This window comes from Streptomyces sp. NPDC014006, assembly GCF_043088925.1.
Classification (GTDB): domain Bacteria; phylum Actinomycetota; class Actinomycetes; order Streptomycetales; family Streptomycetaceae; genus Streptomyces.
In genome coordinates this window covers 1193465-1208378 of sequence record NZ_JBICAJ010000001.1, presented here as the reverse complement: position 1 = coordinate 1208378, position 14914 = coordinate 1193465, and the positions used below count along the sequence as shown (strand labels likewise).

General features: G+C 71.2%; 14 protein-coding genes. 5 read left to right on the top strand and 9 right to left on the bottom strand.

From position 1 onward, the window contains the following. Nucleotides 1-19: 19 nt before the first annotated feature. From ACF1GV_RS05515 to ACF1GV_RS05495, 5 genes are all read right to left on the bottom strand, one after another. The gene (locus ACF1GV_RS05515; RefSeq protein WP_391678104.1) at nucleotides 20-1009 is read right to left on the bottom strand and encodes a TerC family protein; all 990 of its coding nucleotides are present in this window, start codon (nucleotides 1007-1009) and stop codon (nucleotides 20-22) included. 235 nt (nucleotides 1010-1244) lie between these two features. Beyond that, nucleotides 1245-3290 (bottom strand): TerD family protein, encoded by a 2046-nt coding sequence (locus ACF1GV_RS05510; protein WP_391678102.1) that lies wholly within the window; start codon nucleotides 3288-3290, stop codon nucleotides 1245-1247. A gap of 66 nt (nucleotides 3291-3356) precedes the next feature. Further along, nucleotides 3357-3935 carry a TerD family protein gene (locus ACF1GV_RS05505; protein WP_391678100.1) on the bottom strand — a complete coding sequence of 193 codons (579 nt, stop codon included), beginning with the start codon at nucleotides 3933-3935 and terminating at the stop codon, nucleotides 3357-3359. A gap of 166 nt (nucleotides 3936-4101) precedes the next feature. Then, complete coding sequence (gene uvrB / locus ACF1GV_RS05500; protein ID WP_391678099.1) at nucleotides 4102-6249, bottom strand: excinuclease ABC subunit UvrB; 2148 nt, start codon at nucleotides 6247-6249, stop codon at nucleotides 4102-4104. Between the two features lie 40 nt (nucleotides 6250-6289). Next, complete coding sequence (locus ACF1GV_RS05495) at nucleotides 6290-7156, bottom strand: MHYT domain-containing protein (protein WP_391678097.1); 867 nt, start codon at nucleotides 7154-7156, stop codon at nucleotides 6290-6292. 292 nt (nucleotides 7157-7448) lie between these two features. Between ACF1GV_RS05495 and ACF1GV_RS05490 the strand changes: the two genes are divergently transcribed. Then, entirely contained in the window at nucleotides 7449-8318 is an 870-nt protein-coding gene (locus ACF1GV_RS05490) for a glycerophosphodiester phosphodiesterase (protein ID WP_391678094.1), read from the top strand. 63 nt (nucleotides 8319-8381) lie between these two features. Then, nucleotides 8382-8936, top strand: a complete 555-nt coding sequence (locus ACF1GV_RS05485) for a methylated-DNA--[protein]-cysteine S-methyltransferase (RefSeq protein WP_391678091.1) — start codon at nucleotides 8382-8384, stop codon at nucleotides 8934-8936. A 68-nt stretch (nucleotides 8937-9004) separates the two neighbouring features. On the opposite strand, the gene ACF1GV_RS05480 is transcribed toward ACF1GV_RS05485, so the two are convergent. Continuing rightward, nucleotides 9005-9433, bottom strand: coding sequence for a VOC family protein (locus ACF1GV_RS05480; protein ID WP_391678088.1), 429 nt, complete (start codon nucleotides 9431-9433; stop codon nucleotides 9005-9007). A 99-nt stretch (nucleotides 9434-9532) separates the two neighbouring features. On the opposite strand from ACF1GV_RS05480, the gene ACF1GV_RS05475 reads away from it, so the two are divergent. Then, entirely contained in the window at nucleotides 9533-10441 is a 909-nt protein-coding gene (locus ACF1GV_RS05475) for a pseudouridine-5'-phosphate glycosidase (protein WP_391678086.1), read from the top strand. Between the two features lie 26 nt (nucleotides 10442-10467). Further along, a complete protein-coding gene (locus ACF1GV_RS05470) occupies nucleotides 10468-11430 on the top strand; it encodes a carbohydrate kinase family protein (protein ID WP_391678503.1) in 963 nt (320 codons plus the stop codon). A 35-nt stretch (nucleotides 11431-11465) separates the two neighbouring features. On the opposite strand, the gene ACF1GV_RS05465 is transcribed toward ACF1GV_RS05470, so the two are convergent. Next, nucleotides 11466-12266 carry a methyltransferase domain-containing protein gene (locus ACF1GV_RS05465; protein WP_391678084.1) on the bottom strand — a complete coding sequence of 267 codons (801 nt, stop codon included), beginning with the start codon at nucleotides 12264-12266 and terminating at the stop codon, nucleotides 11466-11468. A 229-nt stretch (nucleotides 12267-12495) separates the two neighbouring features. Here ACF1GV_RS05465 and ACF1GV_RS05460 point away from each other — a divergent pair, with 229 nt between their 5' ends. Beyond that, a complete protein-coding gene (locus tag ACF1GV_RS05460) occupies nucleotides 12496-13623 on the top strand; it encodes a magnesium and cobalt transport protein CorA (protein WP_391678082.1) in 1128 nt (375 codons plus the stop codon). Nucleotides 13624-13690: 67 nt separating this feature from the next. On the opposite strand, the gene ACF1GV_RS05455 is transcribed toward ACF1GV_RS05460, so the two are convergent. After that, a complete protein-coding gene (locus tag ACF1GV_RS05455) occupies nucleotides 13691-14110 on the bottom strand; it encodes a CBS domain-containing protein (RefSeq protein WP_391678080.1) in 420 nt (139 codons plus the stop codon). Nucleotides 14111-14255: 145 nt separating this feature from the next. Next, complete coding sequence (locus ACF1GV_RS05450) at nucleotides 14256-14888, bottom strand: uridine kinase (protein ID WP_391678077.1); 633 nt, start codon at nucleotides 14886-14888, stop codon at nucleotides 14256-14258. Nucleotides 14889-14914: the final 26 nt, after the last annotated feature.

The following is a 14914-nucleotide window of genomic DNA, read 5'->3' as shown; positions in this document are numbered from 1 at the left end:
AAGCGACCGGCCGCCGCTGTCAGGCCTGCACGTCGTCCTTCGGGGCCTCGGCGCTGTGCTGCTCCGCCGCCTCGACGGCCGCCTGCTTGCGGGAGGCCCGCAGGCTGGTGAGCGTCGTGACGAGCAGGACGGCGACGATGACCCCAAGGGAGACCGGGATGCTGATCTCCGGCACATCGACGCCCGACTCGTGCAGCGCGTGCAACACCAGTTTGACGCCGATGAAGCCCAGGATGATCGACAGGCCGTAGCTCAGGTGCACCAGCTTCCTCAGCAGGCCGCCGATGAGGAAGTACAGCTGCCGGAGGCCCATCAACGCGAAGGCGTTGGCCGTGAAGACGATGTACGGGTCCTGGGTCAGGCCGAAGATCGCGGGGATGGAGTCCAGGGCGAACAGCACGTCGGTGGTGCCGATCGCGAGCATGACCACGAGCATCGGGGTCATGACCCGCTTGCCGTTCTGCTGGAGCCACAGCTTGGTGCCGTGGTAGCGGTCCGCGACACCGAACCTGCGCTCGACGGCCTTCAGGAGCTTGTTCTCCTCGTACTCCTCGTCCTCCTCGTCGGCTCGGGCCTCCTGGATGAGCTTCCAGGCGGTCCAGATCAGGAAGGCCCCGAAGAGGTAGAAGACCCACGAGAAGCTGGCGAGGATCGCGGCACCCGCGGCGATGAAGACGGCCCGCAGGACCAGGGCTATGAGCACACCGACGAGGAGCACCCGCTGCTGGTATTGCGACGGGACCGCGAACTTCCCCATGATCAGGACGAACACGAAGAGGTTGTCGACGCTCAGCGACTTCTCGGTGATGAAACCGGCGAAGAACTCGCCGGCGGGCTGTCCGCCGCCGAAGACGAACAGGCCGAGTCCGAAGAGCGCCGCGAGGGCGATCCAGACGACCGTCCAGATCCCGGCTTCCTTGACGGACACGTCGTGCGGCTTGCGGCCGATGAAGAAATCGACCGTGATCAGGGCGGCGAGGCCCACGATGGTCAGGACCCACAGGGTCATCGAAACGTCCACTGCACCTCCGGCAGTCATCACGGCACGTAGCCGGCGTTTTCGCTACCGGAGGTCTCTTCCACCCGCGAACGGGCCGGCGCCCCGGGATCAATGGTGATCCGTATTGACGGGAACGCCGCAGCGACAGGGAGTACTCCCCTCCGTGCCGTCAACAGTACCGAATCACCAAAGAAAGGTAAAGTGATTGGCAAAGGAAAGGCCAAAATCCCTGGCGGGAGGCGCTTTACGCGTACTTGGTACGTTCGGCGGACACATGGGTCAGGACCTGGCGGAGCACCTGGCTGCCGGGCGGCACGAGCGCGGGCTCGTACGTCCAGGCGTGCCCGACCCACGGGTCGGCCAGGTGGTCGTCGGGCACCGGAGTCAGCCGCAGCAGGGCTCGCCACAGCGGATCCAGCAACGGACCGTAACCGGCGGCGTCCTCGCGGTCGGCGACCATCATCAGATGCACACCGACGGAGGGCCCCTCGTCGGCGAGGTAGCGCAGCTGGGTCACGGCGCGGTCGTCGAAGCCGTGCGGGAAGTCGTTGACCACCAGCAGCTGCTGGGCGGTGTCGAAGCCGGGCGGCAGGGAATCGGCCGCGCCGCCGCGCACCGCCATCTGCACCAGGTCCACGCGCTGCGTCAGCCGGCCCAGCACGTCCGCCACACCGGCGGCGCCCACGGCCGGCGGCTCGGCGAGCACGCCGGTGTCCGTCAGCGGCGCCAGGGCGGATGCCGCCGAACCGGCCGGGTCGATCACGTGCACGGTGAACTCCCCCGCCGGATGCGCGGCGAGCAGCCGCGCGGCATGCGCGACCGCCGCCTCCATGGCCAGCCGTCGCCTGTCGTGGTCGTCGGTGAAGACCCCCGCCTGCGATGCCACGCGCCCGCTGTCGATCCACAGGCCGCGCTCCAGCGGCAGTCGCACGAGCATCGGGATGCGCAGCCGGTCGCTCTCGGGCAGGGTCAGATCGCCCAATCGCAACGCCATCGGCATCTCCATCGGCATCCGGTAGCCGTGCCAGACCGGGCTGTCCCAGCGGGCGTACGCGGGCGGCAGGGCGGGCTCCACCACCTCGGCCTCGGCCATCAGCTGGGCCACGTCCCGGTCGAACGCCTGCCGGGCCTGCTCGACGAGCGCGCCATAGCGGACACGCGCCTCCTCACGGGCCGCGTCCCCCTGGCCGCCGATCCGGCTGCGGGGGTCGGACAGGATCCCATCGAGCTCCTGCTCCTGGCGGGTCTCCGCGAAGTCGACGGCGCTGCGATAGGCGGCGGCCGTGCGGGCGAAGTCCTCGAACATGCCCCACACCTGGTTGTAGAGCCGCTCGTCCATCGTCCAGCCGGTCGCGTCACCGGCGACGGGCTGAGCGGGCTGACCGGGCGGCGGGGCCGGTGCGCTCGGCGGGGGCGGAGGCGGGGCGGTGTGGCGCCGCCCGGGGTGCGTGTAGTCGATCGGGCCACCCGTGGCGGCCGACGGCCGCTCCGATACGGGGGGCGACGGCCGGTCCGTCACGGCGGCCGGTTCCCCCGCGACTCCGGGCGTCTGCGGGGGAACGCCGGCAGGCTGCGGAGGTACGGCACCCGGCGTGCCCTGCGGGGCGGGACCGCCCTGCGGAGCCGAGCCGCCGGCGGTGGCCGGGTCCGCATGAGCGGCGAGGCCGCCCTGTATCGGGGCCGCCGTCTGACGGGTGGGCGCGCCGTCCGGGAGGCGCGGCGCCTGGACGGAGCGGGTGAGCCCCTGTGCCACCGCCTCGTTGATGCCGTTCGCCAACTGCCGGGCCTCGGCCAGGCCCTGGTCGGCGAGGAGTTCCACGATCCCTCCGGCGTATCCCTGGCCGACCGCGCGGACCTTCCAGGCGCCCTGTCTGCGGTACAGCTCCAGGGCGATGACCGCGGACTCGGCGTCCAGGCCGGTGAGGGTGAAGGTGGCGACCTCCCCGCCGTCGAGGCCGGTGACCGCGACGAACGGGGCGGCGACCGCGCCGAAGCGGTCCGGGCCGCCGGTGCCCGTGGGCAGGGCGATCACTACGTTGACGCGGTGCACGGCGTCCGGCACGGCGTCCAGATCCACCGCGAGACGGTGGGCGGCGGCGGCCTGCCGCGGGACTTCGAGGCCGGGCAGCGCGGGGGCTCCGGGGTGGACCACGCACTGCGGTCCGCGCACTGTGCCGGACTCGTCCACGAGCGTCGCGGCGGCCACGACCGGGGCCGCGGCCGAGATCCGGATCTCCAGGCGCACCTGGTCCAGCGGGTGGTTCTGCCCCCGCACCAGCTCCGCGGTCATCGCTCAAGTCCCCCTCGGTGGCACCGTGTCGTCTGGCGCGCCGCCCGCGCCCGCCCCGTCATGCGCCTAGAGCAGCGGCCAGATGGTCGGCATCAGGTCCTGGAAGGTGCGGCCGTTGGCCGGGGACCCCAGGGCCGTCATCGTCCAGCCGCTGCCCGCCCGGTGCACCTTCGCCATGATCTGGGCCGTGTAGGCGCCGCCGCCCGCGAGCGTGTAGCGGGCCAGCTCCTGGCCGTTGGTCTCGTCGACCAGGCGGCAGAACGCGTTCTGCACCTCCTGGAAGGTCTGCCCAGTGAACGAGTTCACCGTGAAGACGATCTGGTCGATGTGGACCGGGACGCGCTGCAGGTCGACGAGGATGGCCTCGTCGTCACCGCCCTGGCCGACGCCGCCGACGAGGTTGTCTCCGGTGTGGCGCACGGAGCCGTCGTCGCTCACCAGATGACGGAAGAAGACGACGTCGACCGGCTGCTTGTCCGCGAAGAGGACGGCGGAGGCGTCGAGGTCGATCTCGCGGGTGCGGGAGCCGAACAGGCCGCGGCGGGGGGCCGCCTGCCAGCCGAGGCCCATGCGCACCGCGGTCAGGCTGCCACCGTCGTCCTTCTGCAGACTGATGGCCTGACCCTTGGTCATGTTGACGGTCACGCGCTGATTCCCCTCTCGAGCAGTCCCCTGTTGCCGCAAAGTCCGCGGTTGATCAGAACCCTACGCAGCCGCACTGACACTGCCGAACCCCGGCGCCTGCTTTGTGTCGGTCTTGCAACACAGTGCGTGCGCACCGGGGTCCGGGCGGGAGGAGTGACTCCGGCCGTCAGGCCAGGCCCGCCTCCTTCATCTGGCGCAGCTCCTTCTTCATCTCGGAGACCTCGTCGCGCAGCCGGGCGGCGATCTCGAACTGCAGGTCCGCGGCGGCGGCCCGCATCCGCTCGGTGAGCTCCTCGATCTGTCCGGCGAGCTCGGTGGCCGGCTGGTCGGTCGGCACGGTCTCCTTGGCCTTGCCCTTGGCGGCCTTGGTGCTCTTGGCTCCCTTGGTGGTGTGCGCGCCGAGGGAGGGCACGGGTGCCTTGGTGCCGCGGCCGTCCTTCTTCGCCCGGTAGCCGGTGCCGAGCAGCTGCTCGGTGTCGACGTCCTCGCGGGCGATCTGGGCGACGATGTCGTTGATCTTCTTGCGCAGCGGCTGCGGGTCGATGCCCTTCGCCTTGTTGTAGGCGACCTGCTTCTCCCGGCGGCGGTTGGTCTCCTCGATGGCCTTCTCCATCGCCGGGGTGATCTTGTCGGCGTACATGTGGACCTCGCCGGAGACATTGCGCGCGGCGCGGCCGATCGTCTGGATCAGTGAGGTGCCCGAGCGCAGGAAGCCCTCCTTGTCGGCGTCGAGGATCGCCACCAGCGAGACCTCGGGAAGGTCCAGTCCCTCACGCAGCAGGTTGATGCCGACCAGGACGTCGAACTCGCCGGAGCGCAGCTCGCGCAGCAGCTCGACGCGGCGCAGGGTGTCGACGTCGCTGTGCAGATAGCGCACCTGGATGCCGAGTTCCAGGAAGTAGTCCGTGAGGTCCTCGGCCATCTTCTTGGTGAGCGTGGTGACCAGGACGCGCTCGTCCTTGTCGACCCGCTTGCGGATCTCGTGCACCAGGTCGTCGATCTGTCCCTCGGTGGGCTTGACGACGACCTCGGGGTCGACCAGGCCGGTGGGGCGGATGATCTGCTCGACCACGCCCTTGGAGCGCGACAGCTCGTAGGTGCCGGGGGTGGCCGACAGGTAGACCGTCTGCCCGATGCGCTGCTGGAACTCCTCCCACTTCAGCGGCCGGTTGTCCAGGGCGGAGGGCAGCCGGAACCCGTGCTCGACGAGGGTGCGCTTGCGGGAGGCGTCTCCCTCGTACATGGCGCCGATCTGCGGGACCGTGACATGCGACTCGTCGATGACCAGGAGGAAGTCCTCGGGGAAGTAGTCGAGCAGCGTGTTCGGCGGGGTGCCCGGGGCGCGGCCGTCGAAGTGCATCGAATAGTTCTCCACGCCGGAGCAGGTGCCGATCTGGCGGAGCATCTCCAGGTCGTAGGTGGTGCGCATGCGCAGCCGCTGCTCCTCCAGGAGCTTGCCCTGCTTGCGCAGCTCGGCCAGGCGCTCCTCGAGCTCGCTCTCGATCCCCTTGATGGCGCGCTCCATGCGCTCGGGGCCGGCGACGTAGTGGGAGGCGGGGAAGACGTACAGCTGCTGCTCGTCGCTGATGATCTCGCCGGTGATCGGGTGCAGCGTGGTGAGCGCCTCGATCTCGTCGCCGAACATCTCGATGCGGACGGCCAGCTCCTCGTAGACCGGGAAGATCTCGATGGTGTCGCCGCGGACCCGGAAGGTGCCGCGGCTGAAGGCCATGTCGTTGCGCGCGTACTGGATGTCGACGAAGCGGCGCAGCAGCTCGTCGCGGTCGATCTCCTCACCGACCTTCAGCGGGACCATGCGGTCCACGTACTCCTGGGGGGTGCCGAGGCCGTAGATGCAGGACACGGAGGCGACCACGACGACGTCGCGGCGGGTGAGCAGCGAGTTGGTCGCGGAGTGGCGCAGCCGCTCGACCTCCTCGTTGATCGAGGAGTCCTTCTCGATGTAGGTGTCCGACTGCGGAACGTATGCCTCGGGCTGGTAGTAGTCGTAGTACGAGACGAAGTACTCGACGGCGTTGTTCGGCAGGAGCTCGCGGAACTCGTTCGCCAGCTGGGCGGCCAGCGTCTTGTTCGGCGCCATCACCAGGGTGGGGCGCTGGAGCTTCTCGATCATCCACGCGGTGGTGGCGGACTTGCCGGTGCCGGTCGCGCCCAGCAGGACGACGTCCTTCTCACCGGCTTGGATACGCCGGGCCAGGTCGGCGATGGCCGCCGGCTGGTCGCCGTTGGGCTGGTAGGGGCTGACGACCTCGATGGGCGCCACCGTGCGTTCGATGTGGGAAACGGGCCGCATGACATCAACCGTACGACCCGCCACTGACAACGGGGTGCGCTCAGCGGTTCTGCGGGGCCCGCGAGCGGTCTCGGGCCAGGTCGCGGCCGGGGCTCAGGCTCGCGCGGCGGGCGGGCCGGCGCGCCGTCGTGTGGGCGGGGACTCCGGGCCGAGGCCCGGCGGCGGGCCGGGAGAGCCGGCCCGCGGCCATTTTCGGATCGAAGATCACCACGGCCGCGGCCAGGCAGAGGAGGGCGAGCGGACCGATCAGCATCGGGGCGAGCAGGGACGCCGGCGAGTCGCCCTCGCCGGGGGCGCCGGTGCCGTGGAGGTGAACGCTGAGGGCGGCCATGCCGGTGTAGTGCATACCGCTGACGGCGAGGCCCATGACGAGGCTGGCGCCCACGCTCCACAGGAAGCCGCGTACCTGCCCGGCGGCCCACAGGGCGGCGGTGGCGGCTGCCATGCCTATGACGACGGAGGCGGCGACGGTGACGGTGTTGTAGTCCAGCCGCCCGTCGAAGCGCAGGCCGGCCATGCCGAGGTAGTGCATGGAGGCGATGCCGAGGCCGGTGATGGTGCCGCCGGTGAACAGCGCCGTTCCGGTGGCGCCCCGGTAGCCGACGATGAAGATCCCGATGCCGACCATGACGACGGCGACGCCGAGGCTCGCGTAGGTCATGGGTTTGTCGTAGTGGATCGGGGCCTGGTCGATGGTGAAGCCCATCATCGCCACGAAGTGCATCGTCCAGATGCCGGAGCCGATGGCCGTCGAGCCGAGGGCCAGCCAGCCCGGGCGCCACGAGTGGGCGAAGAGGAGCGCGCGGGTGGTGCAGCGCAGGCCGAGCGCGCCGCCGAGGCAGGCCATGAGGTAGGCCACCACCGGTGTGACGAGTCCGTAGCTGAATCCGTCGACCGTGCCCTGCATGCGCGGCTGCCCTTCCGCCCTGTTCCGCCCGGGAATCTCCTGAAATGCACCCCCTCCCGGGCGCGCACCAGCGGCCAGGGTTGAGGCAGAGAGTATGGCCCCCACCGGAATGGTCGAACGATTTTCCGGCAAAGAAACACGCCCTTACCTCAGATGTGCGCCCGCGGTGAGCGGACTTGAGCAACTCCATTCATTTTGTGGCCATTCTGCGTTCCTCCGTCGCTGACGCTCTGCTGTCAGAGTTGAGCTGTCTGTGATCGTCATCTGTGATCGTCCGACGCGAGGAGTCCGCATGCACGCGCGCGCACTTGCCGCCACGACCACCGCGCTCCTGGCCAGCGCCATCCTCCTGTTCACCGCATCCGGCACCCATGCCGCCCCCAACGAGCCCCCCGTGGTCATCGCGCACCGCGGCGCCTCGGCCTACGCCCCCGAGAACACCCTGCCCGCCATCGACAAGGCGGCCGCGCTCGGTTTGCGCTGGGTGGAGAACGACGTCCAGCGCACCAAGGACGGCAAGCTCGTCGTGATCCACGACGACAGCCTCAAGCGCACCACCAATGTCGAGGAGCTCTACCCCGACCGCGCGCCCTGGAAGGTGAAGGACTTCACCGCCGCCGAGATCGCCCGTCTGGACGCGGGCAGCTGGTTCGGCCCCGAGTTCAGTGGCACGCGCGTGCCGACGCTGGCTCAGTACATGCGCCGGGTCGAGCACAACCATGAGCGTCTGCTGCTGGAACTGAAGAATCCGGAGCTCTACCCGGGCATCGAGCGGCAGACCCTCAAGATCCTGGCCAACGAGGGCTGGCTCGACGCGCCGCATCTGACGGACCGCCTGATCATCCAGAGCTTCAGCGCGGACAGCGTGCGCACGGTGCATGAGCTGAAGCCGGCGGTGAAGACCGGGTTCCTCGGCACCCCAAACGTGGCGGACCTGCCGGGTTACGCGGGCTTCGTCGACGAGATCAACCCGACGTTCAGCTCCCTCTCCACGACCTACGTCGACGCCGTCCACGCTCTCCTCGGCGCGCACGGCAAGCCGCTGGAGGTCTCCACCTGGACCGTCGACGACGCCGACAGCGCCCGCAAGGCCGCCGGGTACGGCGTGGACGGCGTCATCTCCAACAAGCCCGACGTAGTGCGCGAGGCGCTGGAAGGGTAGCGGGACCGGGCCGCCGAGGTTGCTCCGCGCGGCGTTGTCAGTGGCGGGTCGTACCGTGGTCGCATGAACAGCCATGGGGGTGACGAGCAGCGGGTCGTGTGGGCCGTCATGGACACCGACATCGGCCCGCTGCTGCTGGCCGCGACCGGTGAGGGCCTGGTCAGCGTCGTGTTCCACGCGAGGGAGGCGGTCCGAGACCGGGCGCTGGAGCGCCTCGCGGACCGGCTGGGCGCCGAGCCCGTCGAGGCGCCCGGTTCGCCGCTGCTGACCGAGGCGATACGCCAGATCGAGGAGTACTTCTCCGGTACCCGACGGGCCTTCGCACTGCCCCTGGACTGGTCGCTGATCTCAGGTTTCAACCGCCAGGTGCTGCGCGAGCTGGCCGAGGGCGTGCCCTATGGAACGGTCGTCGGGTACGGCGACCTGGCCCGCCGGGTCGGCCAGCCGGGCGCGGCCCAGGCGGTCGGGATGGCGATGGGGGCCAATCCACTGCCGGTCGTGGTGCCCTGCCACCGAGTGGTGGAGAGCGACGGCGGGATCGGCGGTTTCGGGGGTGGGCTGGAGACCAAGCGCCGGTTGCTCGCATGGGAAGGAGTGCTGCCCGAGCCGCTGTTCTGAGGGCCCGAGCCGCTGTTCTGAGGCGGCAGACGGCTGGGGCGCCGGTGTTTCAGACTGCGGGTCCCGGCTCAGTCGTAGTGCCGGGCCTCGAAGATGTTGCCGTCCAGGTCGCGGAAGTAGAAGCTGCGACGGGCCGCGCCGCGGGCGCCGAAGGAGTCGTGAGCGAGGTCGGACGCCGGGACGGCGCCTTCATGAAGACGTGCGCGCAGGGCGTCGAAGGCGTCCCGGGTCAGGGACAGGCAGATGTGGTTCACCGGGTGGCCCGCGCTGTCCGCGGCGCCGGGCAGCATCGTCATCCGCTGGGCCGTGCTCAGCGGCATCAGGTCGATGATCGTCTCCTCGTTGACCCGTACGGAGGGAAAGGGCGCCCGACCGTCGCAGAACTCGGCGAGCCGGACCGGCGCCAGGCCGACCGCCTTCTCGTAGAAGTCTGCCGCGGCGACCGGGTCGCGCACCCAGACGACGACATGGTCGAGACGTGGCGAGTTGTCCGTCATGCGTCCAGGTTGATCGTCGTCCTCGGCCGTCGCAAGGGTTTGGCCGGGGCCGCCGCCCGCCAGAGATGAGGCAGGAGCGACAGACAGGAGGCTGAAGCCGTGGTGCTGGTGGTGTCCGAAGAGGTGCGTGAGGCGCTCGCCGCGGGTCGACCGGTGGTGGCGCTGGAGTCCACGATCATCGCGCACGGGCTGCCACGGCCGCGCAATCTGCAGGTGGCGCTGGAGCTGGAGGCCGCCGTACGGCAGGAAGGCGCGGTGCCGGCGACGATCGCCGTCCTGGACGGCACCCCGCTCGTCGGCCTGGACAAGGAGCAGCTGGAGCGGGTCGCGAACGAGGACGGCATCCGCAAGCTGGGCCACCGTGACCTGCCGCTCGCCGTGGCGTCGGGGGTGAGCGGGGCGACCACGGTGTCGGCGACCGCCCAGCTCGCGGCGCTGGCCGGCCTGCGGGTGTTCGCCACGGGCGGGCTCGGCGGCGTGCACCGGCAGTGGACTCTCACCCAGGACGAGTCCGCCGACCTGGGGCTGCTGGCCCGGACGCGGATCACGGTGGTGTGCGCGGGCGTGAAGTCGATTTTGGACGTCCCGGCGACGCTGCAGCGGCTGGAGACACTGGGCGTGGCGGTGGCCGGGTACGGCACGGACCGCTTCCCCGGCTTCTATCTGTCCGACTCCGGCCATCCCGTGGACTGGCGGCTGGACACGCCCGAGCAGGTGGCCGCCGTGATGCGGGCGCAGGACGCCCTCGCAGCGCAGGAGTCCGCGCTGATCGTCGCCAACCCGGTGCCCGAGGCGGAGCAGCTGAATCCGCAGCTGCATGCGCGTGTGCTGGCCGAGGCGCTGCACGCGTGCGAGGCGGAGGGCGTCACCGGGCAGACGGTCACGCCGTTCCTGCTCGACTACTTGGTGCGGCACACCGACGGCGCCTCGCTGAGCGCCAACCTCGCGGCGGTGCGCGGCAACGTACGACTGGCGGCGCGCATCGCGGCGGCGTGGACGGGGGCGTGAGCGGGACGGACCGGACGGACGGGGGCGTGGGCGAGACGGACCGGGCGGACGGGGGCGGATCGGGGCACGGCAGCCGCGGGCCGGCAGGGCCGGGTGGGCTGCTGGTCGTGGGCGACGTGGTGACGGACGTCGTCGCCCGGCACCGCGGGGCACCGACACGTGGCACCGACACGGCCGCCGCGATCCGGATCGTGCCCGGCGGCGCCGGCGCCAACGCGGCCTGCTGGGCGTCCCGTTGGGGATGGCACGACGTGCGGCTGCTCGGCCGCGTCGGGGCGGACACGGCGGAGTGGCACGCGCGGGAACTCCAGGCGTGCGGGGTACGACCGCAGCTGGTCGTCGATCCCCAGGCACCGACCGGGACGGTGATCTGCCTCGTGGACACCGCGGCCGCGGCGGAGCGGACCTTCCTCACCGACAGTGGCGCCTCCCTGCGCCTGGATCGCGGTGACTGGTCGGACGCCCTGCTGGACGGTGTGGCGTGGCTGCATCTGTCGGGCTACCTGCTGTTCTCCGAGCCGAGCCGCGGACTGGTGGCCGCCGCTCTGGACGCTGCACGCGCGCGGGGCGTGCCGGTCAGCGTGGATCCCGCGTCGGCCGGGTTCCTCACGGAGTTGGGCGTGGACCGGTTCCTGACGCTGGTGGAGGGGATCGATGTCCTGTTGCCCAGCCGGGACGAGGCGTGCCTGCTCACCGGGTTGTCCGACGCGGCCGAAGCGGCGGCCGAGCTCAGCCGCCGGGTCCCGCTCGTGGTGGCCACGTCGGGTGTCCGGGGGGCGTTGGTGGCCAGGTCGGGCGTCGTGTGCGCCCGGGTTCCGGCGTTCCCGGCCACGGCGGTGGACACCACCGGCGCCGGGGACGCCTTCACGGGCGGTTTCCTCGCCGCTGTGCTGTCCGGTGCCGACCCGCGGGACGCGGCGGCGGAGGGCTGCCGGGCGGGCGCGCTCGCGGTGACCCAGGTGGGCGGCCGCCCCGGCCGGCCCGTCTGACGGCGCGCCAGGCCAGGCTCCTGCCGACGGAGGCGTTACGCCGTGCGCCCCCATGCGGAAATCATCGGAGCCGTCGCCAGGTCCATGGTGCCGGAGGCGACGTTGGCCAGATGGCGGTCGATGTCCTCGTCCGTGGCGAGCCCGGCCTCGACGAGCCGGGAGCGGATCTGGCGGACGGTGGCGGCCTCCAGGGCGGTGCAGGCGGGCGAGGTGAGCGGGAAGTAGGCGTCCGCCTCGACCTGCCGCAGACCCGCCTCGCGCAGCAGACGCGGAAGTTTGCGTCCGTAGGCCAGGTCGGCGCCGCGGTCGGCCAGCAGGGAGCGGAAGCCCTGGCGCAGCCGGTTGGCCAGTCGCTGCTCGGGGCCGTGCTCGTCGGGGCAGACCAGCGGTTGCAGGGCGGGGTCGGCGTCCTCGATCAGCAGCCGCCCGCCGGGGCGCAGGGCCCGCACCATCGCCGCCAAGGCCCGTTCCCGGTCCGGGACATGCACCAGGACGAGACGGGCGTGGACGAGGTCGAAGCCGTGCCCCGGCGGTTCCTCGGCGCCCACATCGTGGACGCGGACCTCCACCGGGGGCCGGGCCGCGGCGGCGAGCCGGGTGGTGTCGATGTCGGTCGCGACGACCCTGCCGGTCGGGCCGACCTTCTTGGCCAGCCAGGAGACGACGGAGGTGCCACCGGCGCCGACCTCCCAGCAGCGCCAGCCGGGCCCGACGCCGAGCCGCTCCAGGTGCCGGAACGTGACGGGGTCGAAGAGATCGGTGAAGGCGTCGAAGCGCTCCGCCGCCTCGCTCTGCCGGTTGTCCAGGAGGTAGCCGTCGCCGTCGGTTCGCGTCATGCCGGGATCATCCCAGTCGTCCGGCCCGAACGGAGCGGTCGACGCTCGGGTACCGGGCGCGCGGCCGTGCAGCTCGTTGTCCACAGGCGGGAACCAAGCGGAATTTCGTCCTCCCACAGGCCCGCCCGCCTGTCGAGGCGGACTGGCAGACTGGCGGCTCCGGCGCGGTCCTCGTGCCGGCAGGGGGCGCGGCGATGCGGCGCGGGGAGATCCACACGAGGAGATCCGTATGTCGATGGCAGGGAATCTGCGGAAGGTCACGGGGTTGGGCAGGGTCGGCGGGTTGCGCGGAGTGGCGCGGCTGGCCCGGCGGCGGCCGAAGGTGGACCTGAGTCATCCGGCGCGCTCCCCGCTCGGTTCCTCGGTGGTCAACTGCGTGACGTACCTCGGCGGAGTGCGCGCGCCGGCCGCCGGGGATCTGGTGGAGGCCGTGCGGCAGGTACGCAAGAGCGGGGACGGCTTCGTCTGGCTCGGTCTGCACGCGCCGACGGACCAGGAATTCGCGGGCATCGCCGAGCTGTTCGACCTGCACCCGCTGGCGGTGGAGGACGCGGTCGAGGCGCATCAGCGCCCCAAGGTCGAGCGGTACGGCGACGTGCTCTTCGCGGTGTTCAAGACGGTCTGCTACGTCGAGCACGAGCAGCTCACGGCGACCAGCGAGGTGGTCGACACCGGGGAGATCATGGCGTTCGTCGGACCGGACTTCGTCATCACGGTGCGGCACGGCCGGCACGGCTCGCTGGGCCCGGTGCGCGAGGGGCTGGAGGCCGATCGGCAGCAGCTCGCCAAGGGGCCGTCCGCGGTGCTGCACGCGATCGCGGACCATGTCGTCGACGACTATCTCGGCGTCATCGACTCCGTGCAGGCGGACATCGACCAGGTGGAGACGGAGGTGTTCGCCGAAACCGGTGCACGGGTCGATCCGGGACGCATCTACCAGCTCAAGCGCGAGCTGCTGGAGCTGAAGCGGGCCGTGGTGCCGCTCGGCCGGCCGCTGCTGGAACTCGCGGACCAGCCGATGCGGGTGATCGAGCCGGAGATACAGGCCTACTTCCGGGATGTCTCCGACCATCTGCTGCGTGCCACGGAGCAGATCGCCGCCTTCGACGAGCTACTGAACTCGATCCTCCAGGCGCACCTCGCGCAGGTCACCGTCGCGCAGAACGAGGACATGCGGAAGATCACGGCATGGGCCGCGGTGATCGCCGTACCGACGATGGTGTGCGGCGTGTACGGCATGAACTTCGACCACATGCCGGAGCTGCACTGGAGGTTCGGCTACGGGCTGGTCATCGCAGTGATATCCGTCGCCTGCATGGCGCTGTACCGGGGTTTCCGGCGCAACGGCTGGCTGTGACGGCGGCCGCCGCGGCGCGCTGCGGACGGGGAGGGGCGGCCTGCCGGCCGGTGACGAGCGGGACCGCTCACCCGCGGGCGTAGACGCTCTCGGCCCAGGACGCGATCTGCCCGTCGGACAGGTGCCGGACGAGGTCGGCCTCGCTGATCATGCCGACCAGCCGCTTGTTGTCGATCACGGGGAGCCGGCGGATGCGGTGCTGCTGCATCTCGCGCAGGACCTCGCTGATGTCGGCGTTCGCGTCGATCCAGCGGGGGGTCCCCTTGGCCAGGTCACCGGCCGTGACACGGGCGGGGTCGTGGCCCATGGCCACGCAGCCGACGACGATGTCGCGGTCGGTGAGGATGCCGCACAGCCGCTCGTTCTCGTCGCTGATGGGCAGGGCACCGACGTTGAGTTCGCGCATCAGCTGGGCGGCGCGGTCGAGGGTTTCATGGGCGGGGATCCACTGGGCACCTCGGTGCATGATGTCTCCGGCAGTGGTCATGGAGTACCTCCCTGAGCCGGACGGCCGGCGCGGCGCGGGACGCACCGCGGTCTCGGCGTCGTCCATTCTCTCCGCGCCGGCCGCGCGCCGCACCTTCGACCACCCGGCGCGCCCCCGCGCGACCCGTCCGGTGCCGGTGCGGTGCTCACCCGCTCCACGCCGGGTGTCGTGGGTCGTCGGCGCGTACCAGGACGTCGGCGGTGCCGGCCGGGTCGGTCTCCTCGGCGTAGCGCTCGTAGACGGGGAGCGTCCAGTGCTCGGCCTCCGGGGTACGGCGGCGCAGCGCCCCCGGGGAGAGGAGGACGTGGACGGTGAGATCGAAGGGGAACCAGTGCCGAAGGAGGAGAGGACCGTGCAGCAACAACGCCGCACCCGGCGGAAGCCGGACGTAGGGGCTGCGGGTGGCGCGGTCGGTGACCGGGTCCCACAGGTCCGGCAGCACGCGTCCGTTGCCGCCGGGTTCGAGCGGTCCGAACACCTCACGCCACAGGGCTTTGGTGTCGAACCAGCCGTCGTAGTACGCCTCCAGGTCATGCCGGCCGTACTCCAGACGCAGCGACGCGGGGCGCAGGAAGCCCTCGGTGCCGACGACGAGGGAGGGGCGGCCGCGGACCCGCAGCGCCTGACTCACGCGCTCGGCGAGGTCGCCCGGGCGGGCGGCCGGGGCGCCGTCGAAGGCGATCCGCGGCCAAGGACCGCCGTCGGCCGGGGTCAGGTCGAGCAGCCGCTCCGCGAGCCGGTCGGCGAGCAGGTCCCAGGTGATCGCTTCGAGTCGCACAGGGCCCATGATGCGGCACCGGCCAC

Coding starts and splice junctions, on each gene's coding strand:
- ACF1GV_RS05515 (WP_391678104.1), bottom strand. CDS start 1,009: ATGACCCTGTGGGTCCTGACCATCGTGGGCCTCGCCGCCCTGATCACG.
- ACF1GV_RS05510 (WP_391678102.1), bottom strand. CDS start 3,290: ATGACCGCGGAGCTGGTGCGGGGGCAGAACCACCCGCTGGACCAGGTG.
- uvrB (WP_391678099.1), bottom strand. CDS start 6,249: ATGCGGCCCGTTTCCCACATCGAACGCACGGTGGCGCCCATCGAGGTC.
- ACF1GV_RS05495 (WP_391678097.1), bottom strand. CDS start 7,156: ATGCAGGGCACGGTCGACGGATTCAGCTACGGACTCGTCACACCGGTG.
- ACF1GV_RS05490 (WP_391678094.1), top strand. CDS start 7,449: ATGCACGCGCGCGCACTTGCCGCCACGACCACCGCGCTCCTGGCCAGC.
- ACF1GV_RS05485 (WP_391678091.1), top strand. CDS start 8,382: ATGAACAGCCATGGGGGTGACGAGCAGCGGGTCGTGTGGGCCGTCATG.
- ACF1GV_RS05480 (WP_391678088.1), bottom strand. CDS start 9,433: ATGACGGACAACTCGCCACGTCTCGACCATGTCGTCGTCTGGGTGCGC.
- ACF1GV_RS05465 (WP_391678084.1), bottom strand. CDS start 12,266: ATGACGCGAACCGACGGCGACGGCTACCTCCTGGACAACCGGCAGAGC.
- ACF1GV_RS05460 (WP_391678082.1), top strand. CDS start 12,496: ATGTCGATGGCAGGGAATCTGCGGAAGGTCACGGGGTTGGGCAGGGTC.
- ACF1GV_RS05455 (WP_391678080.1), bottom strand. CDS start 14,110: ATGACCACTGCCGGAGACATCATGCACCGAGGTGCCCAGTGGATCCCC.